Source organism: Anaerostipes sp. MSJ-23, assembly GCF_018918155.1.
GTDB lineage: Bacteria > Bacillota > Clostridia > Lachnospirales > Lachnospiraceae > Anaerostipes.
This window is the reverse complement of the sequence record NZ_JAHLPY010000007.1, coordinates 1-25013: the sequence shown is the minus strand read 5'-3', so window position 1 is coordinate 25013 and position 25013 is coordinate 1. Positions and strand designations below refer to the sequence as shown.

The following is a 25013-nucleotide window of genomic DNA, read 5'->3' as shown; positions in this document are numbered from 1 at the left end:
GCATAAAAAAGAAAGGAAGAAATTGTGATGTCATACGTAAAAATAGGTGTCGCCGGACCGGTAGGTTCCGGAAAAACTGCTTTGATTGAAGCTGTTACACGAAAAATGGCAAAAGAATATAGCATTGGCGTTATTACCAATGATATTTATACGAAAGAAGATGCTGAATTTTTGGCAAAAAACAGTGTTATGCCACAGGAAAGAATCGTAGGAGTAGAAACTGGAGGATGTCCACATACCGCAATCCGTGAAGATGCGTCTATGAATTTAGAAGCGGTTGATGAAATGATGGAAAAATTTCCGGATATTGAATTGCTTTTTATTGAGAGTGGAGGAGATAATTTATCAGCAACCTTTTCTCCAGAACTCGTTGATGCTACAATTTTTGTTATCGATGTGGCAGAAGGAGATAAAATTCCAAGAAAAGGTGGTCCAGGAATTACCCGTTCAGATCTTTTGGTTATTAATAAGATTGATCTTGCACCTTATGTAGGAGCAAGCCTTGAAGTTATGGAACGAGATTCAAAAAAAATGCGAGGAGAACGACCATTTCTTTTTACTAATATTCGTGGAGGGGAACATGTAGATGATATCATAACATGGATCAAACAAAATGTTCTTCTAGAAGGGATGTAGTCTATGGGAGAAAATCCATTTGGAAAAACTTCCAAGCTTTCACTTACAGCAATAAAAAAAGAAGAAAAAACCATTCTTGGGGATGTGAGTTTCACAGCACCATATAAGATCATGCAGCCATTTCAAAAAAAGGATGGTGCGATTGAAGTTATGCTTTTGGCAGCTTCTGCAGGAATTATGGAAGGAGATCGTCAGGAATTTGATTTTTGGATCAGACAGGGAGCTGATTTGAAATTTATATCACAGTCTTATGATAAAATTCATCAGATGAAAAAAGGATGTGCAAAGCGCCAGACAAAAGTTGTAGTAGAAAAAGAAGCAAGTTTTTGTTTTTATCCGCAACCTATCATTCCGTTTAAGGATTCTGCTTTTGAAGGAGTCATGAAGGTTTATCTGGAAGATGAAACTGCTGCGTTTTGTATGAGTGAAATTTTTTCTTGTGGGAGATATGCTTCTGGTGAGAAATTTCAATATCGTTATTATCATAACTTGATAGAAATTTATAGAAAAAATAAATTAATTTACAGAGATAATGTACGATATAAACCTTCTTCTTTTGATATGCAAGGAATGGGAATGTATGAGGGATATACGCATCTATCTAGTATGTTTATAAGCAGGCCAAAAGAAGAAAAAGAAGAGTCATTTAATCAACATGTTTGTCAATTTCTTAAAGAAAAAAAACTGGAAGGCGATATTACAAGGCTTGTCCATGGAGATTATGTAATTCGAATCTTTGGGAGACGAGCACAGGAACTTGAAAAAGCAAATCAAAAAATTTTAGAATATCAAAAAATGCTCAGGCATCAGTAAATTGGTTGCCTGAGCATTTATATTGAAGTTAATTACTTTTTTTTGCAAAAGTGAATGCAAGAATAATTCCGATAATTCCCATTAGGAAGGCAGCTAAAATAGTTCCAGAGAATCCATAAGCAATAGCAGCCGCTTGTGTTTTTCCGTTGGCAAGTGCTGTTGCCTGGCGGACACTTTCGATACCTCCAAATAAAGAAGAACCAACACTGGCAGCAATCTGCATAAATGTATTGACAATTGCAACTCCATGGGAGTTTAGATCAGGTGTTAGTGTGGCAAGCGCAGAAGTCTGTGCAGGTGACATGGAAAATGCAAGCCCCTGATAAATGATAATGTGGATCACAACAATAAAGATTAGGCTAGAATTTTCATTGCAACGAGAAAGAATCAATAGTGCAGCACTAAAAACGGCAAATCCAGCAGGAAGCATAAGATTGACTCCATGTTTATCAAGAATTTTTCCGCTAATATTGGTTGATGCAGCATTTAATAAGACTCCTGGAAGAAGTAATAGTGCAGATGCCATACTTGCAACACCAAAAGCTCCCTGCAGGAAGGATGGCATTACAACATTTAATGAAAAGTTGATCAGCATAGCAATAAAGACCATAGCAACACCAAGAGTAAATTTCATATTAGAAAATGGTTTGAAATTTAATAAAGGTTCTTTTAAATGTCCCTGTCTTATAACAAAAATGGCAAGAATGATAATTCCTGCAACAAGACAGATCAATCCGGTCGTAAGCTGTGACATTACAATACTGATTCCATATAAAAAAGTGGCTAGTCCTGCTGTTGAAAGAATAACGGAAAAAATATCAAGATGCGGTTTGGATAATGGAGCTACATCATCAACAAAAACGGCACCACAGATGATTCCGATGACAAGTAAGATGAGTAACAGTACAAAGACGCTTTTCCAGTAGAAGAACTGCACAAGGATTCCGGAGATGGTTGGTCCAAAAGCAGGTCCAAGTGTGATTCCACAAACACAAAGTGCCATGGCAGTTCCAATCTGTGTCTTTGGAACAACGATTAATACCGTGTTCATCATAATTGGAATCATCATTCCAGTACCAATCGCTTGAATCATACGAAAGAGCAAAAGCACTGGAAAAGATGGAGCTAAAAGACATCCAACAGTACCAATTAGGATAATCATCATGGCACCAAGAAATAATTTTTTGGTTGGAATACTCTGATATAAAAATGCAGTGACTGGTACCATAACGGATGTAACAAGCATATAGCCAGTAATGAGCCATTGTACGTTTGCCATTGAAATTTTCATATCCTGTGAAATGATACGAAGAGCTACATTTAAAATAGTTTCGTTAAAAGTTGCAACCAGAGCACTAAATACAAGTACACCGATTACAATCCATGGGTTTCTTTGTTTTTGATTCATGTTAAATCTCCTCTCAAGTTATTTTTACAAGAAAAAAGAGTCACTTTAGGACTCAAAGAAAAACAGGAATGTTGGGACATTCCTGTAATTTTATCTTGTTTTTTTAGATATTTTTATTTTAATATAAAAATATCTGGATGTGAAATAGAAATATGTTATTATTAATAATATATTGGAATTAATAAAAAGAATTAATAGAGAGGATAAAAATATGAATTCAAATCAATTGAAATGTTTTCTAGAAGTTGCAAAGGAACTAAATTTTGCAAAAGCTGCACAAAATCTTCATTTTTCACAGCCATCTGTTAGCAAGCAAATACAGTCTTTGGAAGAAGAATTAAAAGTAAAATTATTTGAAAGAAATACAAGAAGTGTTTCTCTGACCAATGCAGGAAGACTATTTTTTCCAAATGCAAAAAGTATTTATCGACAAGAATTAGATGCTATCCATAATCTTTCAAAACTTGAGCAAGAATATTTACCACGCTTGCTTGTTGGAAGTTATGGAATGGAAGTTTTTTTCTATATGCATCATATTTACAGCAAATTAATGCAGAGGATTCCAGGTCTTCAGCCGGATGTTATTTTTGCGCCATATCAGTCTCTAAGTAGTTCTTTGAAATCAAATGCGATTGATATGGTGATTGGAATTAAAGAATTAATTGAGGAACAAAGCTCTGGCATAGGAACATTTGAAAAGCTTACAGATGCTCCAATTACTTACATTTTGCCAGAAAATATTTCAATATCTGCCAGGCAAAAACTTTATCATGTGATTTCGTCTGATAAAAAGACTTTAAGTGGTTTAACAGCGGAACTTTTTAATATTATGGAAGATTGCAATATTAAAAGACGTGTGACAAGTCCAGTTCTTGAAAGTGCGATTCGCAGCCGCTTGAATATTTATGAGTTAGCAGGGAGGTATGCAGATGAAAATGTACAATATTGTGATAATGTAGAATCTGCATTCTTGCAGGTGAAAGCGGGAAATGCATTTTTCATTATGCCACAACCTGAAAAAATTAAGAATAAAAAACTGATAAATTTACCGCTTTTGTCGGTTCCTTCTTTTCATTATGGATTTTATTGCCATCATGAAAGTGAGAAGGAAACCGTGCAGCAGTTAAAAAAAGAGCTTCAAGATTATTTTAGTGATTAAAATTCAAAATCAGCATAGTCTTCTGGAAGGAAACGATGATAAATGATATGGCATCCTTCATCTTTAAAACAGTAATAATAAGGATCGCTTCCATCTTCAAAACGAATAAGAAGATCAAATTCATCATTGTTCATCGGTTCTGTATGGACTTGATCTGAGTAAGAAGAAAAAAGGTTTTTGATTTCATCCATCGTACATCCATGTTTTGCAACAAGATTGACTAATGCTTTGATGAATTCATTTTCTTCCATTCTATCATGGACATATTCAGAAGCTTTTTCTGAGAGCGTAAAACAAAATCGATCTTTTTTATGAGAAACAGTAACTTCGCCAAAAATATTGTAAATATAAGATGGAAAATCACAAAGCATCTCTTGCATTTTATCTGCATCTGCCTGACTTTTGAAAAAATGATTTAAAGAGCTTAATGGATAATAAAGATGAATGATCTCTTTGCGATATCCAAGTTTTGCTTGTTCTTCTTTGATTAGGTCGATTAAACTATGTTCTAAACGTGTATAATTCATAAAAATATTTCCTTTCTGACTTTCCCCTTTATAATAGAAGAAATGGTTTTGAAAATCAAGAAGATTTTTTTTTACAAATGAGACAAAAAGTCAAAGTCCATTGTATATAAAGTAGAATGAATTTATAAAAAGCGGGAGGTGGCAGTATGAAAAAGGAAAGGAACTATACTGTTCGGATTTTCTTTTGGATGATGGTGATTGTGGCAGCAACATTTTTTTGTAGCATGCCTGTGAATGCAAAGGAAGAAAATGTATCTTATAAGATGCAAAAAATGACAGCGTTATTGGATCATGGAGGAATACAAAATTCCAGTAAAGAAATAACAATGAAAAAGGATGAGAAAGCCAAAGGTATTTTCTTTTCAGGAAAAGCGGAGCAGTTTCATCAGGCGTTATTTTCATTTACAAAAACATTTGATTTTGATCAGCAAGAGCCAGGTTATGTAGTTGTAGATGGATTAGCAGCAAAAGGGGAAAATGTCAGAGTAGAACTCTATTTGGACAATGAAACGCAGGCATTTGCTTCCATCAATTTAGTTAGACAGAGAAGAAAAGATAAATGGACTTATGAGAATTCACAGATGGCAGATATTTCTGATCAGAAATTATCAGGAGAACATAAAATTTCCTTTAAGATCGTAAATGATGGCGAGGGATCAACGAAAACACTCATTCGTTCCATTGAATTTATGAAAAATGAAATTCCGGTTGTTTCTTTTCAACTGGACGAAAGTCAGGGAAGCATTGAGGCGATGAATAATGATTCTAGTCATGAGACAGAATGTTATGGAACAATGAGTATTAAGATTCCAGAAAATTATCAGAGTGAATATACAGAGAAAAAATTAAAATCAGAAACTTATGAACTGGATTATATTAGAGGAAGAGGTAATTCTACCTGGATGCAGGATAAAAAGCCTTATAAGATCAAATTGGATAAAAAGGCAGATCTACTTGGAATGGGTGCTAATAAACATTGGGTATTGTTGGCAAATCGACTGGATAATAGTTTGCTAAGAAATAAAGGAACATACTGGCTTGGACAGCAGCTTGGGATGGCCTTTACACCAAAATCAGAATTTGTTGATGTGTTTGTGAATGGCACCTATTATGGAAGTTATTGTCTTAGTGAACAGGTAAGAGTCGGTAAAACAAGGGTAAATATACCAGATTTAGAGGAAAATGATGCCTCCAAAAAAGCAACAGATGAAGCAACAATTTCTGGTGGATATTTACTTTCCTTGGAACCTTATGGAGATGAAGAAAAAAAATCCTTTGTAACAAGTCATGGAACTACATTTTTAATTGAAAGTCCATCTTTTGAGGACTATAAAAATGATGCGCAGTACAATTATATTAAAAAATATGTTCAGAAAACAGAAGATGCTATTTATGGAAAAAACTTTAAAGATAGTTCCGGTAAATCTTATGAAGATTATATGGATGTAAAAACAGCAATTGATTATTATTGGATTCAGGAGATCTCTCAAAATGGAGATGGATTTGTTACGACAAGTACTTATCTATATAAAGATCGTGGAGGAAAGCTTTGCTGGGGACCACTATGGGATTTTGATTATGTAGCCTGGGGAGATACAGATTATTCGAAAGATGTAGATTGCAAGGGGTGGATACATAAAGACAGTATGTGGTTTCAAAAACTGTTCCAAGATAAAAAATTTGCGAAAAAGGCAGTGGAGCGCTGGCCTGTGATTAGAGAAAAATTAAAAGAATTATATAAAGATGGAGGACAGCTTGATCAGTATGCGAAGAAAGTAGGAACAAGTGAAGGCTATGACTTTGAAAAATGGGGATTCATGATTTTTGATGATGATATCGCACAGTGTAAAACATACAAAGAAGAAGTCGAACGTTTGAAATTATGGATCAAAAAAAGAACGCAGTGGATTGATAAAAATATTAATACACTCATCCCAAAAGAGTGTAAAGTTGTATTTAAGAATGGAAAAAAAGTTTGTGAAACACAGACCTTAATACAAGGAACATATCTGACTCAAATGCCGAAAAATCCATCGAAAAAGGGATATGTCTTTACTGGATGGTATGATAAAAAAGGTATACGTTATACAAAAGGAATGGGTATTGAAAAGAATCTTACATTAACGGCAGGCTGGATCCGGAAAAATCAGGTTGTAAAAGCAAAGAATATCTATTTTCAAATGTCGGATATTTATGTAAACCTGGATGATGAAAGTTGTTATCCTGCTTATTGTGTGATGCCGGATAATACAACTTTTGATGAAGTGAAATTAAAGAGTGGCGATAAAAAGATTGCTACGATTCAGAAAGATGGAGGAATTGCTCTGAAGAAGAAAGGAACGGTAACAATTACAGCATATACAAGTGGAAATAAAGTAAAAGCATCGTTCCGTCTTCATATTAAAACAAATGTGCAGTATCCGGATCGTTTTTCAATTAGTAAGAAGACAACGTTAGAAAAAGGAAATTATAAACAGCTTCCAGTGACTCTTTATCCAAAGGAAAGCGTGATTCCTCAGTTTTTCTGGAAATCAACGGATGAAAAAATTGCTACAGTAGATAACTTTGGAATTGTAAGAGGAAGAAAAGCAGGAAATGCAACGATCATTTTATCTAGTGATGGAGGAGGAGAGGTTGCTTATTGTAAAGTAACGGTAAAAAAAGGAACTAAAAAAAGAAAATAAAAAGATAAAAAGCTGGCAGAGGGCAGGGTATGATTTTTTCATAAGGTATGCTATAGTGTAATCAGATACACAGGAGGGATAAATTGAGAAAAAAATTAAAAATTATTTTGCTTGTACTGCTGGCTTTTCTTTTGTATTTTGTTGTTGGGATGTTGGCACCATTTGTACATCTGAAAACTGTTCGTCCGCAGGAGAAAGAAAAAATTCAAACAGAGTCTTTTTACAATAGATCTGGAAAAAATGGAGTTGATCGTGCTAGGATTGTGGAGGATAATCAGGAAGCATTGGATATGAGACTTCATATGATACAGAAAGCAAAAAAAGAAATTATTCTTTCAACATTTGATATACGCGAAGGGGATAGCACCGAAGATATTTTCGCAGCATTGGTGCAGGCTGCACACCGTGGTGTTCGCGTAAAGATCTTAGTAGATGGACTTTATGGGACTTTGCATATGAGTGGGAAACCTATATTTCAGGCAGCAGGAAGTGATCCGAACATTGAAATCAGATTTTATAATACACCAAATCCTTTAAAACCATGGACAATTCATGGCTGTCTTCATGATAAATATCTTGTCATAGACAATCAATATTTATTGATGGGTGGAAGAAATACGTTTGATTATTTTCTTGGAACTCATAAAGGAAAAGGCGTTGGACTTGATCGGGAAATTTTTATTGTTAATACAGGAAAGGAAAAAGATAGTGCCGTCGGACAGGTAAAACAGTATTTTCAAAACGTATGGAATCTGAAAGTATGCAAAACAGCTTTTGATCGGTGGTCTGCTGCAAAACGGCAAACAGAAATACAACGGTTATTAAAAAAAGCACAAACGCTTCGGATACCAAAAATAGATGATGAGGAAATAACAGTACCGACTAAGAAAGCGACACTTGTTACAAATCCAACACATATTTACGGAAAAGAACCGCTTGTATGGGAAACATTAAAACAATTAATGCTCCATGCGAATCGACGAATTATGATTCATACGCCATATGCAGTCTTTTCGAAAGAAATGTATCATGGAATGAAAGAAATCACACAAAAAGTTCCTGATACGACAATTATTTTAAATTCTATTGCATCTGGGGATAATATATGTGCATCTGCGGACTATCAAAAAAATAAAAATAAAATTATTCATACAGGAGTTTCTTTATACGAATATATGGGAAAACATTCCACGCATGGAAAATCACTGGTTATTGATGATGATCTTGCAGTGGTTGGATCTTATAATTTTGATTGTCGCAGTACATATGTTGATACAGAAACAATGCTTGTTGTACATGGAAAAGAAATTACAAAACAACTGGAAGAAAAGCTTTATGCTTTAAAGGATGGCTCACTAAAAGTTCGACGAGATGGAACTTACGAAAAAAATAAGAAGGTCAGAGAACAAACGATGGATACAAAAAAGAGACGTATGATTACATTTTTATCATATCTTATCCAGGGATTCCGATATCTGGCATAGAAAAACGGATGGAAAGGCAGTAAAACAGTAGTGTTTACTGCTTTTTTATTTTTTCATAGGCAAAACAAGATACTTTCTTATTGACAAGGATATGCTTACTGTATATACTGTTTATATACAGTAAGCACGAAGAAACAATAAAAAGGAGGTGATTTTCTGAAGATTATTATTAGCAATAGGAAAGGTCAGCCAATTTATGAGCAGATTTATGAACAGATAAAAAATCTGATCATCATGGGAGAGCTTGAAGCAGATCAGATGTTGCCATCGATTCGTGGACTTGCAAAAGATCTTCGAATTAGTGTGATCACGACCAAAAGAGCCTATGACGAGCTTGAAAAAGATGGGTTTATAAATTCTGTAGCAGGAAAAGGTAGTTTTGTTGCAAGAAAAAATACAGAATTGATTCGAGAGGAAAATTTAAAAAAAATAGAACAATATTTGGAGAAGGCTTTGCAATTATCAAAAACCTGTGGGTTAACAAGAGATGATCTGATCGAGATGATTACGATCATGGGAAAGGATGAGTTATGAAAAATGCAATAGAATTAAAAAGTGTGTCAAAACGATTCCCTGGATTTGAAATTAAAAATATGACTTTTTCCCTGCCATCTGGTTGTATTCTTGGATTGATTGGAAAAAATGGTGCAGGAAAGAGCACAACAATTCACTTGATTATGAACATGCTTCGGAAAGATCAAGGTTGTATCAAAGTGCTTGGAAAAAATAATGAGGAGCATTTTGAACAAGTGAAAGAAGATATTGGCGTTGTCCTCGATGAACCAGGGTTCCCAGAATTTATTACAATCGATAAGGTAAATAAAATTATGAGAAATATTTATAGAAATTGGGAAGAGGATCGATATTATGAGTTAGTGAAACAATTAGAATTGCCAAGGGGGAAAAAACAATTTAAAGATTATTCTAAAGGTATGAAAATGAAGCTTGCCATTGCAGTTGCGCTATCGCATCAGGCGAAGCTTTTAATTCTGGACGAACCAACCAGTGGATTAGATCCGGTCGTTAGAGATCAGCTTCTTGACATTTTTTATGAATTTACTAGGAAAGAAGGTCATTCGATTTTGATTTCTTCTCATATTGTTGGGGATTTGGAACGTTTATGTGATTATATTGCTTATATTGATGATGGACGGTTAAAAATATTTGAGGAAAAAGATCAATTGTTGCAGCAATATGGATTATTAAAGTGTTCTATAGAAGAATTGCAGGAACTTGATGAGTGTGCAATTAAAGGAATTAGAAAATATACATATGGAGTTGAAGCTTTAGTAGATAAAAGAAGAATACCACAGGGGTATCAAACGGATATTGTAACGTTGGAAGAAATTCTTGTATTTCTTGCAAAAGGGCAAAAGGGAGTGAGAATATGAAGGGATTATTATTCAAAGGCTGGTTGGATTTAAAATATCGTTTTTGGATGTTTTTCATTGTTGATATTATTTTTGGAGTCGGAAGTTCCATGATGCTTAAAAACGGAAATTTTCTTGATCTGCGATGGATTGGTTTTTATCTTGGAATTTTTTTGTCATCGATTCCTTTAAGAAACATGCTTTTTGATGAAAAGGCTAAATGGAATTTGTATCAGTTAGTTCTTCCTGTTCATAAAAAAGATATCCTATGTATGCAATACTTTATTGGAATAGGATCTTTGGTTTTAGCCTGCATTGGGTATGGAATAGGATTTGAGGCAGGGTCTTTGATCGCAGGGGAAATTGTATGGAATGATCTTAATGCGATTGGACTTGTCATACAGCAAATATTTTTTTTGGCAACGATTCTAATGGTTATTGAGTTTCCAATGATATTTTTTCTTGGACAAAAGAGGGGAAGAAAATTTATTGTAATTTTAAATGGATGTGTGGCAGGTATTTTTATTGTGGCAGTTTTAAACGGATACACATTGCTTCCATACGATCTTCCATATCGGAAGTGGATCATGGCCGGATTTTTGATCATAGCATGGATTCTTTCTTATAAAATATCATTTCAATTATTTCATTTAGGAAGAGATTAGAAACAAAGAGTTTCAAAATGACTTTTGTTTTATGCTATAATGAGAAAAAACAGAAAGCAGGTGATCCTTTTTGAAGTTTATCCATATTGCAGATGTTCATTGGGGTGCAAAACCGGAACGTACAAAATCATGGGGAAAAATCAGAGAAAAAGATATTAAGGAGACTTTTTTTAGAATGATTTCCTATGCAAATGAAAGAGAAATGGATTTACTTTTGATTGCGGGAGACTTTTTTCACAACCAGCCAACAGTGCAAGACTTAAGAGATGTTGATTATCTGCTTGGAAAACTTACGACAGCCAGAGTTGTATGGATTGCCGGAAATCATGATCATTTAAAAGAAGGGAAACCTTTTTATGAGTATTCTTGGAAGACACCGATATATTTTCTGAAAGATCAGAATCTTGAAAAAGTGTCTTTTTCAGATCTCCAGACAAGCGTTTATGGGTTCAGTTATTGGGAAAATCAGATTCGTCAGCCTTTATATGATAGGGTAAAGCCTGAAGATGATGGAAATTTTTCTATTTTACTTGCTCATGGAGGTGATGAAAGTCATATCCCAATCGATCAGGAAAAATTAAAATGGTCTGGGTTTGATTATATTGCACTTGGTCATATTCACAGACCTCAGATTATTTTTGAAGATTTGATGGCTTATGCTGGTTCAATGGAGCCTTTGGATCGTACAGAAACTGGACAACATGGATTTATTGAAGGAGAAATTAGTGAAGAAAAGCAAATGATACATTTTGTTCCATTTGCTAGACGGCAGTATATGCAGGCAGAAGTTTTTATATCAGATAAAATGGGTCAAGCAGAAATTTTGGATCGTATAGAGACAGAGTTGTCTTATCGAGGAAAAGAGAATATGTATGAGATTGTACTGACAGGGACGAAAGATCCGAAATTGCATCTTGATTTTGAAAGAGTCGAAGATTCTTATTTGATTTCTAGTGTTCATGATGAAACAAGAAATCCATGGGAATATGATCGAATATCAGGGGATAATGATTTTTTAGTTAGCAAAGTTGCAGAAATATTAAAAGACCACCCAAAGGCACTTTCTTATGCAATGGAAGCATTAGCAGCATCCAGGGAGGATTAATTTATGAAAATTAAAGAAATATCGATCGATGGATTTGGAAAATTTCATAAATATCATTGTAAACTGTCAGACGGGATTCAGGTCTTTTATGGAGAAAATGAGTCTGGGAAAACAACACTGCGAAAATTTATGATTGCCATGTTATTTGGAATGGAAAAAGGGCGTGGTATGGCAGCAAAAAATGACGATTATACAAAGTATGTGCCGATAGATGGAGGAAACTATGGTGGTTCTATGATTTTTGAAAAAGATGGAATTTCCTACCGAGTGCAGAGAATTTTTTCTCCAGGTCGAAGTCAAGTCCGTTTATTTTATTCGGATACGATGGAAGAAATCATTCTTCCGGAAAAAAGTCTGGTACATAAGATTTTTGAGAGTAATAAAAATGCATTTGAAAACACTGTTTCTATGACACAATCAGATATCAGAACTGGAAAAGAAATGAAAGAAGTGCTGCAAAGTTCTATGGCTAATTTACGCAGCAGTAAGGATTCGGAGATTGATATTCGAAAAGCGATTGATTATTTAAAAGCAAAACGAAGAGAAAAGAGAAAAGATTCCATTTTTGCTAAGGCAGATAAGATCAGACAGCAAATTAAAATTGTAACCTATGACCCTAATAAATTGGAGCAATATACAAAAGAAGAACAAGAGTTAAGGAAAAAACTAACCAAGAGAGAACATTATAACTTTTTTCAAAGACTACTTCGATGGATTCGAAGACTTCTTGGTGTAAATGAAGATCAGATAGAAAAGATGGAAATTCTTCATCGCCTGGATATTGTTCGTATGGAAATAAAACAGTTAACGGATCAAAAGGAAATGCAGCAAGAAATTCATATTCAATATCAAAAGATTATGGAGCAAAAAAAGAGCATAGAAGAAGAAATTCGTCAGATAGAAATGGCTATTTATGCAATTGAGCAGGCAGCTTTAGCGGTACAAAAAACATTTGGACAAGAATTGAATGAGAAAATATCAGAAATTTTTGAGCAAATGACAGGAAGTGATTATAAAAAGGTTGTAATGAATGATGCGTTGGAAATGATGGTGCAAAAAGATTTTGACTATATTGATATGAAATATTTAAGTAATGCAACCGTAGAACAGTTGTATTTTGCTCTACGCCTGGCAGCAGCAGATCTTTTATATAAAGAAGATCATTTTCCATTGTTTTTGGATGATGTTTTTGGAAATTATGATGATAAAAGATTAAAAAGAACACTCTCTTATCTTGGACAAAAAAGTGATCGACAGATTTTTTTATTTACTGGACGAAGTGAGGTTGTGAAAGCGTTAAAAGAACAAAAAATGAACTATCATTTGATAGCATTATAAAAAGGCAGAATCTTTTTGTGAATTCTGCCTTTTGATCTTAAGTTTTATTTTTCTATATATTTTGCTTTTAGTTCTGCAACCTTTTTAGCGTATGCATCGTTGCGTTTTTGCTGGGCAATGATACCTTTAATAGAAGCTTTTACATCATCAAAGACAGATGCCTGAGCATCTTTTTTGTCTTCTACTTTGATTAAGTGATATCCAAACTGAGTTTTTACAGGACCTACGATGTGACCAACTTCTGCAGCAAAAGCAGCGTCTTCAAATTCTTTTACCATCTGTCCTTTTCCAAAAGAACCAAGATCTCCACCCTGCTGTCCGGATGGGCAAGTAGAAAATTCCTGTGCGGCATCTTCAAAAGATTTTTCTTCTGTTGTAATCATTTCCAGGATTTCCTGACACTTATCTTCGTTATCAACAAGAATATGTTTTGCATGAACGGTTTCACCATTGAGAAACTGATCTTCATTGGCATCATAATATTCTTTTGCTTCTTCATCAGAGACTGTGATGTCTTTCATGACTTCTCCAACTGCCATCTGTGCAAGGATTTCTCTTCTGGCATGAGCCATGTTTTCTTTAAATGCATCAGTTTCTTCCAGTTTCTGATCTTCACCGTCTTTTGCAAACAGATGAATTGTGATCAGCTGTTCTAAACATTGCTGTCTGAACTGTTCATTTCCAGCATAAGCCTGCTGTTCTTTTGGAAGAGCATGTAAAAGCGCATCCAAATCTTTCTGAGTAATTTCTTCTCCGGCAACGACTGCCAGTACATTCTGGTTTTCCATTCGGTTTCTCCTTTTGTTTTTTTATGTGATAAAAACATATTATATCATAATCGAACAGACTCCACCACTGAAATCATTGATTTTCATCTAGAAGATTTTTGCACAATGTTGGTGTATATGATTTTTTGTGGTAAGATATTAAAATAGAAAAATGCAATAGGAGGAAGAGATATATGGCAAAAAAAATGACCATGGCGGATATTGCGCGCTTGTCGGGTGTCGGAAAAAGTACGGTTTCCCGTTATTTTAATGGAGGTTATGTAAAAGAGGAAACGAGAGCAAAGATTCAAAAGGTCATTGAGCAGTATCATTATACACCAAATGCATTTGCAAGATTAAATGCAAGACAGAGTAATGTGATCGGAGTGATTGTGCCTACTTTAAATTCTAAAATTACAAGTCGTGTGATCACGAGTATTGATCGTTATCTTCGGGAAAAAGATTATACAACATTAATTCAAAATTCGGATCATGATATTGATCAGGAACTAAAAAATATTCAACGTTTGATCCAGTTAAATGTGGATGGTATTTTAATTAGTTCCATTGCGATTACAAAGGATCATAAAGAATTACTAAAAAAAGCAGAAATCCCAATCGTTGTTCTAACGCAAGATTATGAAGATGGAATTTCGATCATTTATGATGATTATCATGCGGGAAAGATGATGGGAGAATATATAGGAAAAAATGGACATAAAAAGGTTGGTTATATCAGTGTTTATGAGACAGACCGAGCGGTTGGTATCGAACGAAAACGTGGAGTTTTGGATGGCTTGAAAGAATATGGGATTGATGCAGTTGTTGGAAAAAGCGATTATAGTTTTATTGGTGGACAGAAGGTAGCAAGAGAACTTTTGGAAGAACACTCGGATCTGGATGCTATGATCTGCGCAACAGACCGGCTGGCATTTGGAACTTATAAAATTTTACATGAAAAAGGGAAAAAAATTCCAGAGGATGTGTCAGTTGCTGCATTTGGAGGATATGATGAAAGTTCTCTTCTTACACCAGAACTTACAACTTTGAAATTTGATTCCTATGGAATGGGATATCTTGGGGCGGAAACCATTCTTAAAATGATCAAAAAAGAAGTGGTATCTAAAAAACAAATCATAGGATATGAATTTGTGGATGGCAAAAGTGTACGATTTCTTAGATAGAAGAGATTAAATTGATAAAATGAAAATAGGAGACGCAGAAAGTTGTCTTCTATTTTTTTACCATTTTTGATGATATAAAAAAATGGAACCGATACCATAAAAACTCTTGACATTTTCATTGAAAAGTAATATGATACAAATATGGAACCGATACCATAAATGTTTCAGAATTTAAAAAGGAGAAGAGATATGGATTATGCAAAAATCGCAAGTCAGGTCATTGAAAATGTCGGCGGAAAAGCAAATATTAAGTCTGTACAGCATTGTGCAACAAGACTTCGTTTACAACTTCGTAACAATGACCTGCGGAATGAAGATGCCGTAAGTGACATCGAAGGAGTTAAAGGAGTATTTTTAACACAGTCACAGTTCCAAATTATTTTTGGATCAGGTCTTGTAAACCTTGTTTGTGATGAAGTACAAAAACAGCTTGGGATGTCAACAGCAGCACCAGCTGAGGATGATGAAAAGGAAGAGAAAAAAGGAAATCCTCTGCAGCGTCTGGTAAAACTGTTAAGTGATATTTTTGTACCAATCATTCCGGCAATTGTAGCTGGTGGTTTGTTAATGGGTCTAAATAACATTTTAACAGCAGCAATGTTTGATGGAAAATCCGTGATTGATCTTTATCCACAGTGGAAGGGTCTTGCGACAGCGATTAATATGTTTGCAAGCGCACCATTTACGTTTTTGCCTGTATTGATTGGATTTAGTGCAACGAAGAAATTTGGAGGGAATCCATATCTTGGAGCAGCTATGGGTATGATCATGGTACATCCAGATCTTTTAAGTGCGTACAGCATTGGAATTGCCAAAGCTCCTGTATGGAATATCTTTGGATTTAAGATTGCAGCTATCGGATATCAGGGAACAGTTCTTCCGGTATTAGCAGTTGCATTTATTCTGGCAACTATTGAAAAGAAATTACATAAGGTAACACCGACATGGTTAGATAACTTGACAACACCACTGATTTCAATCATGGTAACATCTTTCCTTACATTTATCTTCGTAGGACCAGTTTTAAGAGAAGCAGGAAACTTACTTGCCGATGGTATTACATGGGTATATAACACACTTGGATTTATTGGTGGAGGACTGTTTGGTCTTGTATATGCTCCAATTTGTTTAACGGGTATGCATCATAGCTTTATCGCAATTGAAACACAACTGATTGCGGCAAAAGCTACGACAGGTGGAAGTTTTATCTTTACAACAGCCAGCATGAACAACGTAGCACAGGGTGCAGCTGTTATTGCAGTATTATTTTTAACAAAAAATGAAAAAATGAAATCTATTTGTTCTGCATCTGGTGTTTCTGCACTCCTTGGTATTACAGAACCTGGAATGTTTGGTGTAACTTTAAAATTAAAATATCCATTCTACGCAGCGATTATCGGATCTGCCGTAGGAAATGCTTATTGTGCAGCAACAAAGGTACTGGCACAAGCGTTAGGAGCCGCTGGACTTCCTGGATTCCTTTCCATGCTGCCAAAGGATTATTTAAACTTTGCCATTGGTTTGATTTTATCCATGGCTGTATCTGCAGTATTGACTGTAGTCTTCTGGAAGAAATTTAACATTGAAGGAGAAGAACCTGTAAAGAAAGAAGAAGTTGAAAAAGTTAAAAAAGAAGAATTAAAAGAAGAACCAAAAGAAGAACCTGTAAAAGTACAGGGACCACAGGATTTATATTCTCCAATGAAAGGTGAAGTTTTATCCGTAGAAAAATCCAATGATCCTGCATTTGCATCCAAAGCAATGGGAGATGGTGTAGCGATTAATCCAACAGAAGGTATTGTATATGCACCAGCCGATGGAACAATCAGTCTTGTATTTCCAACCAAACATGCAATGGGAATTACCTTAAATTCCGGAGTAGAACTTCTCGTTCATGCAGGAATTGATACAGTCAAAATGGAAGGGGAAGGTTTTACAACATTTGTTTCCACTGGAGATCAAGTAAAAAAAGGTGATAAACTACTAGAATTTGATATGGATCTTGTTAAGGAAAAGGGATATCAAACACAGACTATGTTCCTTGTAGCAGATGCAAAAGAAAAAGAAATAGAAGTAAAACCTGCAGTAAATGCAGATAATGAAACAAAAATCATGGTATTGAAATAATCGTAAAAATAATAGAAGGGAAAATCAAATGTTTGAGAAATACAAAAAAGTCCTGAAAGAAGATTATAAAGCATGGTATAAAGAAAATGAAGATTATAGAAAAAAAGTGGCAGCAGATCCAAGAAGATTAAGCTTTCATTTGATGCCAAAGACCGGATGGTTAAATGATCCAAATGGATTATGTCAGTTTCATGGAACGTATCATATTTATTATCAGTATACACCGTTTGAACCAACCGGGGAACTGAAAATGTGGGGACATTATACAACGAAAGATTTTGTACATTATAAAGATTACGGTCCAGTTGTATTTCCTGATAAAGACTTTGATGCTCATGGGGTTTATTCTGGATCTGCATTTATTGAAGATGATACCATTCATTACTTTTATACAGGAAATTTAAAATATTTTGATCGTGATGATTATGACTATATTAACAGCGGACGTGGAAGTAACACGATTACATTTACAAGTAAGGATGGATATGATTTCTCAGAAAAACAGTTACTAATGACGAATGATGATTATCCTTCGGATATGAGCAATCACATCCGCGATCCAAAGATCCTGAGACACAAAGACACATATTATATGGTTCTTGGTGCAAGAGATAAAAAAGGGGTTGGAATGATTCTTCTCTATCAATCAAAGGACCTTAACCACTGGACTTATCTTAATAGAATCACGACACCAGAAAAATTCGGTTATATGTGGGAATGCCCAGATCTATTTGAACTGGATGGCCAGTTATTTTTGATTTGCTGTCCACAGGGAGTAGAGCAAAAAGGGATTGATTATGAAAATGTACATCAAACAACAGCAATGAAAATTTCATATGATTTTGAGACGAATGAATATGAAATCAAAGATATCAAGTTATTTGATCGCGGATTTGATTTTTATGCACCACAAACATTTGAAGATGAACATGGAAGAAGAATCTTAATCGGATGGATGGGAATTCCAGATGCAGATTATACAAATCCAACGGTAGAAAATGGATGGCAGCATGCTCTTACGATTCCAAGACAGCTTTTGGTCCGTGATGGAAAATTAATCCAACAACCAATAGGGGAAATGAAACAGCTTCGAAGCGAAGACAAAGCTGTTTGTAATTTCTATGACGGTCAAGAAATTGTTTTGCAAAATGTTGTTTATGAAGCTATTGTCGAGTATAATAAATGTAGTAGTATGACAATGACTTTGCGGGAAGGAATTACATTATCTTATAAGGATGAAATTCTTACATTAGATCTTGGAGCGTATGGTGCTGGAAGAACAACGAGAAAAGTTCATGTCAAAGAACTTTCTCATCTCCAGATTTTTGCAGATACATCTTCTATTGAAATTTTTGTCAATCATGGAGAAGAGGTCTTTACTTCAAGAATGTATAATCTGAATGGAAGAGTTACAATCCAAGGACAATGTCAAGGTAAGATGACAGTATACCCGTTGAAATCTTTTGAAATTGAAGGAGACGACAATGAAAAATAAGTTATGTGGAATTGGAGAAGCATTGATTGATTTTATTCCGGAAGTGAAAGGACAGAGATTGAAAGATGTCCCATCTTTTACAAGAGTTGCCGGAGGAGCACCAGCGAATGTTGTCGGAGCAGTTACAAAACTTGGAATTCCATCAAAATTTTTAACAAAACTTGGAGATGATCCATTTGGGGATTATATTGTTGAAGTTCTTGATCAGGCAGGGATTGACACATCCAATATTGAAAGAGATCAGGAAGGAGAGACAGCACTTGCATTTGTCTCTCTTGCAGCAGATGGAAATCGTGACTTTAAATTTTATCGAAAAAATAGTGCAGACTTAAGATATAATGTAGAAGATATTCCAACAGATGTATTAGATGATTGCGGAATGATTCATTTTTGCAGTGTGGATTTAGTGGAATCGCCAATGAAACAAGCTCATAAAAAACTAATTGACATGGCAATTGCTCAAAATGTCAAAGTATCTTTTGATCCAAACTTAAGATTTTCTTTATGGGATGATCTTGATCAGTTAAAAGAAACAGTGAATGAATTTCTTGATTATGCAGATATTATTAAAATTTCTGATGAAGAGCTGGAATTTATTACAGGATATACAGATATTAAAGATGCGGTGCCTGGCCTGTTAAGCAAACGTGCAAAATACGTTGTTTATACAAAAGGAAAAGATGGCGCAGAAGTTTACACAAAAGATGGTGTTGTAGAAGCTTCCGGATATACTGTTGATGTTCGGGACACGACGGGAGCAGGAGATTCCTTTATTGGAGCATTTTTATACTGCCTATTAAGAGATGAAGTGGAAGATCTTAATAGTGTAAGTAAGGAAACATTACATAGTTATCTTGACTTTGCGAATGCATATGCGGCCAATACAACAACAAAAGAAGGCGCGTTGGCAGCTATGGCTGATGCGCAAGAAGTGGAAGCATGGATGGCACAATTAAAAAAATAAAAATATAATTTTTAAGAGGGAATTCTTTTTGGATTCCTTCTTTTTTTCACTACATAAAAGGAATATAATACTGTAAGAATCATAAATGAAAAATGGGAGAAATGACATGAAAAAACGAAAACTTGCAGTAATTTTACCGGGACTTGGATATCATTGTGATAAGCCTTTACTATATTACACAAAAAAATATTTAAAAACGAAGAGCTACGATATAGAAGAAATTACCTATCATGATTTACCACAGTGGAAGAAAGATTCCCTCCCTCAGATAGGAAAGATCGTAGTGCAGCAAGCATGTGAGGCCTTTGAAAAAATTTCTGTTAAAGATTATAATGAAATTGTATTTGTATCAAAGAGTATAGGGTCTGTAGCTGCATGTTATTTATCACAGACAGTAGATATTGATTGGAAACATATCTGCTTTACACCGGTAGATCTTACAATTCCGTTATTAGAAACTGGGCATATGACAATTTTTTCTGGAACAGATGATCCGCTGGTGGATGGAAGTCATTTGGAGAGAGTATGTAAAGAAAAAAAGATTCCATTACATCGGATAAAGCATGGAAATCATTCGTTGGAAACAGGGGATGTCTTTTATGATATTCGACAGTTAAAAGACATTATAACGATTGTCAACAAAATAGAAAATTTATAATTTATTAGGTCATTCATAGGAATATGGATGGCCTTTTTGTATACATGAAAAAAAGATGGTTGAATGGTTGACATGACTAAGTTTGTGATATATAATTAGCATACAAAATATTAGTACACTAAAACTAAGCAAGCAAATAATAAAACGAACGAATAACTTGGAAAGAAAATAAATAAAGCATTTCAACAATAGGAGGAAAGAAAAGATGGTTGAATTTAAGCTGACAAAAGAACAGTTACTTGCAAAAGAATTGTTCAAAAATTTCGCTGAAAACGAAATTAAGCCAATTGCCAGAGATATGGATGAAGCAGAGAAATTTGATATGGATTTATTGGCTAAAATGAAAAAATACGGATTGATGGGAATTCCTTATTCAAAAGAATATGGAGGAGAAGGTGCAGATGTTTTAACGTATGCATTAGCGATGGAAGAAGTATCAAAAATTGACGCAAGCACAGGGATTACAATTTCTGTACATACCTCCCTTTGTTGTTCTTGCATCAATGATTATGCATCAGAAGAGCAGAAACAGAAATTCCTTCGTCCACTTGTTGATGGAACAAAGGTCGGATGTTTTGGATTGACAGAGCCTGGTGCAGGTACGGATGCAAGCGGAGTAAAGACAACAGCAAAAGCCGATGGTGATTTTTATGTATTAAATGGACAGAAGGTATTTACAACAAACTCTGGTTTTGCTGATACATTTGTAATCTTTGCATATACAGATAAGAGTGCAGGAACGAGAGGGATGTCAGCATTTATTGTGGACCGTAATACAGAAGGATTATCTGTAAGTAAAGATATTCCACGTATGGGAATTCGAGCAGCATCCAATGCAGAAGTTGCCCTTGTTGATGTAAAAGTACCAAAAGAAAATCTGATTGGAAAAGAAGGTATGGGATATAAGATTGCAATGGGAGCTCTGGCAGGAGGACGTATTGGAATTGGAGCTCAGTCTGTAGGAATTGCGCAGGGAGCTTTAAATGAAGCAATTAAATATGTAAAAGAAAGAAAACAGTTTGGAAAACCAATCGCAAAATTCCAGAATACACAATTCTTAATCGCAGCGCTTCAAACAAAGATCGATGCGGCTCGTCTCATGGTATGGAGAGCAGCAAAAGCAAAAGATGATCACGAAAATTATGCACCGTTGGCAGCACAGTGCAAATTGTTTGCTTCTGATGTAGCGGTTGAAGTTACAAGAGGATGTGTACAGATGCTTGGTGGTTATGGATATTCAAGAGAATATCCGGTAGAAAGAATGTATCGTGATGCCAAGATTACAGAAATTTATGAAGGTACATCCGAAGCTATGAAGATGATCGTTGGCGGCGGATTGTTAAGATAAGGAAATGGAAGGAGAGTAAGAAGAATGAAGATCGTTGTTTGTGCAAAACAAGTACCAGATACAACTGAAGTGAAATTGGATCCAAAAACAAATACTTTGATTCGTGATGGCGTTCCAAGTATTATCAATCCAGATGATAAGGCGGGAATTGAATCAGCGTTACAGTTAAAGGAAAAATGCCCGGGAAGTAGTGTAACGGTTGTTTCTATGGGACCTCCTCAGGCAGATATTGCCTTAAGAGAGGCACTGGCTATGGGGTGCGATAATGCCATTTTGGTTTCAGATCGAGCCTTTGGAGGAGCTGATACATGGGCAACTTCCTCAACAATTGCAGCAACTTTAAAAAAATTAGATTATGATGTGATTATCACAGGACGTCAGGCAATCGATGGTGATACTGCACAGGTAGGGCCTCAAATTGCGGAACATCTAGGAATTCCACAGGTAAGTTACGTAGAAAAAATGGATGTGGAAGGTGATGATACCATTGTTGTTCAGAGACAGTTTGAAGATCGTCATCAGGTGATTGAAGTAAAAACACCATGCCTTTTAACAGCACTTGCAGAACTGGCAACACCAAGATATATGTCGGTACATGGTGTATTTGATGCATATCATGAGAAAGAAGTTAAAGTATGGGGATTAGCAGATATTGAAGATACCGTTGATCAGGCAAATATTGGTCTGAAAGGTTCTCCTACAAGAGTAAAGAAATCCTTTACAAAACAGGCAAAAGGTGCCGGAACAATTTTAAATGATTTATCGGATGATGAAGCAGTAAAAGCGATCGTTGATAAATTACAGGAAAAACATATCATTTAATCAAAGGAGGATCAATCAAAATGAGTAAAGACGTATATGTATTTGCTGAACAAAGAGATGGTGAACTTCAGAAAGTTGGCATCGAGCTGGTTGGAGAAGCAAAAAAATTAGCAGCGGATCTTGGACAGCAGGTAGTTGCAATCCTGCTTGGATCCGAAGTAAAAGATAAAGCCAAGGTATTAATTGCACATGGAGCAGATAAAGTTGTCGTTGTTGATGACCCAATTCTTGCAGAATATGTGACAGAACCTTATACAAAAGCAATCACTGAAATTATTAAAGCAAAAGATCCTGAAATTGTTCTTTATGGGGCATCTTCCATCGGTCGAGATCTTGCGCCTAGAGTATCTGCAAGAATTCATACAGGATTGACTGCAGATTGTACAAGTCTTGCAATTGATGAAGATACAAAGCTTTTGATGATGACGCGTCCAGCATTTGGTGGAAATATTATGGCAACAATCGTGTGTGAAAATTTCAGACCACAGATGGCAACCGTAAGACCAGGTGTTATGAAGGCATTAGAAGCTGATGAGAGTCGAACAGGAGAAGTGGAAGATTTTGTAGTTGCATTTACAGATGCAGATATGAATGTAAAAATCCGAGAAGTTGTAAAGACAACACACAAATCGGTTGATATTACAGAAGCAAAAATTCTTGTATCTGGTGGTCGTGGTGTCGGAAGTGCCGAAGGATTTAAAGATCTTGAAGTGCTGGCAGAAACATTAGATGGAGAAGTAGCAGCATCTAGAGCAGCAGTTGACTCTGGATGGATTAGCAATGATCGACAGGTTGGGCAGACAGGAAAAACGGTTCGACCAGAATTATATCTTGCATGTGGTATTTCTGGAGCAATTCAGCACGCAGCAGGGATGGAAAATTCTGAACTAATTATTGCGATTAATAGAGATGAAGATGCAGCAATTTTTGATATTGCAGATCTTGGAATTGTAGGAGATATCAAAAAGATTCTTCCAAAATTAAACGATGCGATTAAAGCAATCAAAGAAAAATAAAAAAATAAGTAATGATATTATAATATAGGAAAACTCCAAAAAAAACAAAACCTTCTAAAAAATTAGTCAGAGGGACAAAGAATGATGGTGCAATCTTTGTCTCTCTGGCTTTTGTTATGAAACATACGGGTGAAAAACCAAGCCCATGGGAAAAGATAAGAAGGCTATTTTCATATTCTATTTTGCTTGTTTTTGGCAGAATAAATAATCTATTCCCAAATATATCAAAGACAGTATCATCGTAATTCCACTGTTAAATATATCTGAGTTAAAATCCACCTGACTGTGTGGTATGAAGTAGATGGAAATATGTGTAATGACAATCGGTACAGGTTTAAAGCTAGCAGAGCAAAGTCGAAGACATGCTATAAATGATTGTGAAATTTCAAAAAGTTTTGTATATTATCCAAGTAGCAGCAATGCAAATAAGTGAAATACAGGAACCCAATGTAAAAACAACGAATTTTTTCAAAAGAAATGCAAGCATTGACAGAAACGGAATCGGAATAATACTGATTACTAGTAGAGTTTTTAAAATAATTTTCTCTTTCGCTGTTAAAACTGCGAGTATTATAAGCCATATGGCTATAATTGATATAATGACAATGATAAGCTGTTTGAAGTAAAATAGTTACAAATCAAACATATAAAAATAGCAATTAATGCGAAAATAGAAATAGCTGCTAAAATATTGAGTTTTATTTCTTTTCACTTTTCATTTACGAATGTTTGTTTTAATTTGTAAGTTTTCGTATCCATTGATATTGATTGACTCTTCGTGCAGTTGGTAAGCACTTAAAGATCTGGTCAGAATTTAAGAGGGCAACGACGGCAGCAACGGGAAGATTCCATATGAAAGCACCAAGGAAGGATAAGGGAATCACGATTGCCCAGGTTGAGATTATATTTAACCAGAGAACATAGGTAACATCTCCACCTCCTTTTATGATGCCTACACCAGCTGGCATCTGATATGCCATGCCAACAAAGATAAAGCATAAGATTATCAGAATTTGGTTCGATAAAAGATAAGCATTTGGTGTCAGATCATAAAAAGATAAAAATGGTTTCCGAAGGGAAAATAAAATGATTCCAAGCAAACATCCAACAATGAGATAAATAGCTTGTAAGGATTTACAGTATTCTTTTATTTTTTTTAAGTTTTTTCCGTCAGAGCCTACGATTGTTCCAATAAGAACGGATGAGGCAGAGGCCTCTCCAACGGTAATTACCTTCAGATATTGAAAAATAGTAGTTGATACGGAATTTGCGGCAATGGCATCGGATGATAGATGTCCACGATTTCATGCTTGATTTTCCCCTTATGCTTATGATATTCAGATTTCCTGTTTTTCAGATAATTATAATAAGCATTTGGTAGGATGTTCAGTCTTTTCAATAACCAACGGACACCGTATTTGTGCCCATACTGCTGAAGAAATC

At 35.1% G+C, this 25013-nt stretch carries 21 protein-coding genes and 1 pseudogene; 18 read left to right on the top strand and 4 right to left on the bottom strand.

Annotation, left to right across the window (positions count from 1 at the left end):
• Positions 1-27: 27 nt before the first annotated feature.
• A complete protein-coding gene (gene ureG / locus KQI71_RS06420) occupies positions 28-636 on the top strand; it encodes an urease accessory protein UreG (RefSeq protein ID WP_216435093.1) in 609 nt (202 codons plus the stop codon).
• Between the two features lie 3 nt (positions 637-639).
• Complete coding sequence (locus KQI71_RS06415; RefSeq protein WP_216435092.1) at positions 640-1449, top strand: urease accessory protein UreD; 810 nt, start codon at positions 640-642, stop codon at positions 1447-1449.
• 28 nt (positions 1450-1477) lie between these two features.
• On the opposite strand, the gene KQI71_RS06410 is transcribed toward KQI71_RS06415, so the two are convergent.
• Positions 1478-2857 carry an MFS transporter gene (locus tag KQI71_RS06410; protein ID WP_216435091.1) on the bottom strand — a complete coding sequence of 460 codons (1380 nt, stop codon included), beginning with the start codon at positions 2855-2857 and terminating at the stop codon, positions 1478-1480.
• Between the two features lie 211 nt (positions 2858-3068).
• Between KQI71_RS06410 and KQI71_RS06405 the strand changes: the two genes are divergently transcribed.
• Entirely contained in the window at positions 3069-4016 is a 948-nt protein-coding gene (locus tag KQI71_RS06405; protein ID WP_216435090.1) for a LysR family transcriptional regulator, read from the top strand.
• Here KQI71_RS06405 and KQI71_RS06400 read toward each other — a convergent pair.
• On the bottom strand, positions 4013-4543 hold the full coding sequence (locus KQI71_RS06400; RefSeq protein ID WP_216435089.1) for a DUF3877 family protein: 531 nt from the start codon (positions 4541-4543) through the stop codon (positions 4013-4015). The genes KQI71_RS06405 and KQI71_RS06400 overlap by 4 nt on opposite strands.
• Positions 4544-4689: 146 nt before the next feature.
• On the opposite strand from KQI71_RS06400, the gene KQI71_RS06395 reads away from it, so the two are divergent.
• From KQI71_RS06395 to KQI71_RS06365, 7 genes are all read left to right on the top strand, one after another.
• Positions 4690-7227, top strand: coding sequence for a CotH kinase family protein (locus KQI71_RS06395; protein ID WP_216435088.1), 2538 nt, complete (start codon positions 4690-4692; stop codon positions 7225-7227).
• A gap of 83 nt (positions 7228-7310) precedes the next feature.
• A complete protein-coding gene (locus KQI71_RS06390) occupies positions 7311-8711 on the top strand; it encodes a phospholipase D family protein (RefSeq protein WP_253287969.1) in 1401 nt (466 codons plus the stop codon).
• 156 nt (positions 8712-8867) lie between these two features.
• Positions 8868-9245: a GntR family transcriptional regulator gene (locus KQI71_RS06385; RefSeq protein WP_216435150.1), complete on the top strand. Its 378-nt coding sequence runs from the start codon at positions 8868-8870 to the stop codon at positions 9243-9245.
• Positions 9242-10102, top strand: coding sequence for an ABC transporter ATP-binding protein (locus KQI71_RS06380; protein ID WP_216435087.1), 861 nt, complete (start codon positions 9242-9244; stop codon positions 10100-10102). The genes KQI71_RS06385 and KQI71_RS06380 overlap by 4 nt, the downstream gene beginning before the upstream one ends.
• Positions 10099-10746, top strand: coding sequence for an ABC-2 transporter permease (locus KQI71_RS06375; protein WP_216435086.1), 648 nt, complete (start codon positions 10099-10101; stop codon positions 10744-10746). Before KQI71_RS06380 ends, KQI71_RS06375 begins: the two co-directional genes overlap by 4 nt.
• A 70-nt stretch (positions 10747-10816) precedes the next feature.
• Positions 10817-11851, top strand: coding sequence for a metallophosphoesterase family protein (locus tag KQI71_RS06370; protein WP_216435085.1), 1035 nt, complete (start codon positions 10817-10819; stop codon positions 11849-11851).
• Positions 11852-11854: 3 nt separating this feature from the next.
• Positions 11855-13189, top strand: a complete 1335-nt coding sequence (locus KQI71_RS06365; protein WP_216435084.1) for an AAA family ATPase — start codon at positions 11855-11857, stop codon at positions 13187-13189.
• A gap of 44 nt (positions 13190-13233) precedes the next feature.
• Here the strand turns inward: KQI71_RS06365 and KQI71_RS06360 are convergent, their stop codons facing one another.
• The gene (locus KQI71_RS06360) at positions 13234-13977 is read right to left on the bottom strand and encodes a peptidylprolyl isomerase (RefSeq protein WP_216435083.1); all 744 of its coding nucleotides are present in this window, start codon (positions 13975-13977) and stop codon (positions 13234-13236) included.
• 173 nt (positions 13978-14150) lie between these two features.
• Between KQI71_RS06360 and KQI71_RS06355 the strand changes: the two genes are divergently transcribed.
• The 8 genes from KQI71_RS06355 to KQI71_RS06320 all read left to right on the top strand — a co-directional run bounded on the left by KQI71_RS06355 (position 14151) and on the right by KQI71_RS06320 (position 23570).
• Positions 14151-15140: a LacI family DNA-binding transcriptional regulator gene (locus tag KQI71_RS06355; RefSeq protein ID WP_216435082.1), complete on the top strand. Its 990-nt coding sequence runs from the start codon at positions 14151-14153 to the stop codon at positions 15138-15140.
• Between the two features lie 189 nt (positions 15141-15329).
• Entirely contained in the window at positions 15330-17267 is a 1938-nt protein-coding gene (locus tag KQI71_RS06350; protein ID WP_216435081.1) for a sucrose-specific PTS transporter subunit IIBC, read from the top strand.
• 28 nt (positions 17268-17295) lie between these two features.
• Positions 17296-18762, top strand: a complete 1467-nt coding sequence (locus KQI71_RS06345; protein WP_216435080.1) for a glycoside hydrolase family 32 protein — start codon at positions 17296-17298, stop codon at positions 18760-18762.
• On the top strand, positions 18752-19726 hold the full coding sequence (locus KQI71_RS06340) for a carbohydrate kinase family protein (protein WP_216435079.1): 975 nt from the start codon (positions 18752-18754) through the stop codon (positions 19724-19726). The genes KQI71_RS06345 and KQI71_RS06340 overlap by 11 nt, the downstream gene beginning before the upstream one ends.
• Positions 19727-19832: 106 nt before the next feature.
• Complete coding sequence (locus tag KQI71_RS06335) at positions 19833-20384, top strand: hypothetical protein (RefSeq protein WP_216435078.1); 552 nt, start codon at positions 19833-19835, stop codon at positions 20382-20384.
• A 205-nt stretch (positions 20385-20589) separates the two neighbouring features.
• Complete coding sequence (locus KQI71_RS06330) at positions 20590-21732, top strand: acyl-CoA dehydrogenase family protein (RefSeq protein ID WP_216435077.1); 1143 nt, start codon at positions 20590-20592, stop codon at positions 21730-21732.
• A 24-nt stretch (positions 21733-21756) separates the two neighbouring features.
• A complete protein-coding gene (locus tag KQI71_RS06325) occupies positions 21757-22554 on the top strand; it encodes an electron transfer flavoprotein subunit beta/FixA family protein (RefSeq protein ID WP_216435076.1) in 798 nt (265 codons plus the stop codon).
• Between the two features lie 20 nt (positions 22555-22574).
• Positions 22575-23570, top strand: a complete 996-nt coding sequence (locus KQI71_RS06320) for an electron transfer flavoprotein subunit alpha/FixB family protein (RefSeq protein WP_216435075.1) — start codon at positions 22575-22577, stop codon at positions 23568-23570.
• Positions 23571-24304: 734 nt separating this feature from the next.
• Here KQI71_RS06320 and KQI71_RS06315 read toward each other — a convergent pair.
• Positions 24305-24856: pseudogene (locus KQI71_RS06315) on the bottom strand (MATE family efflux transporter); the annotation flags it as partial.
• Positions 24857-25013 lie beyond the last annotated feature (157 nt).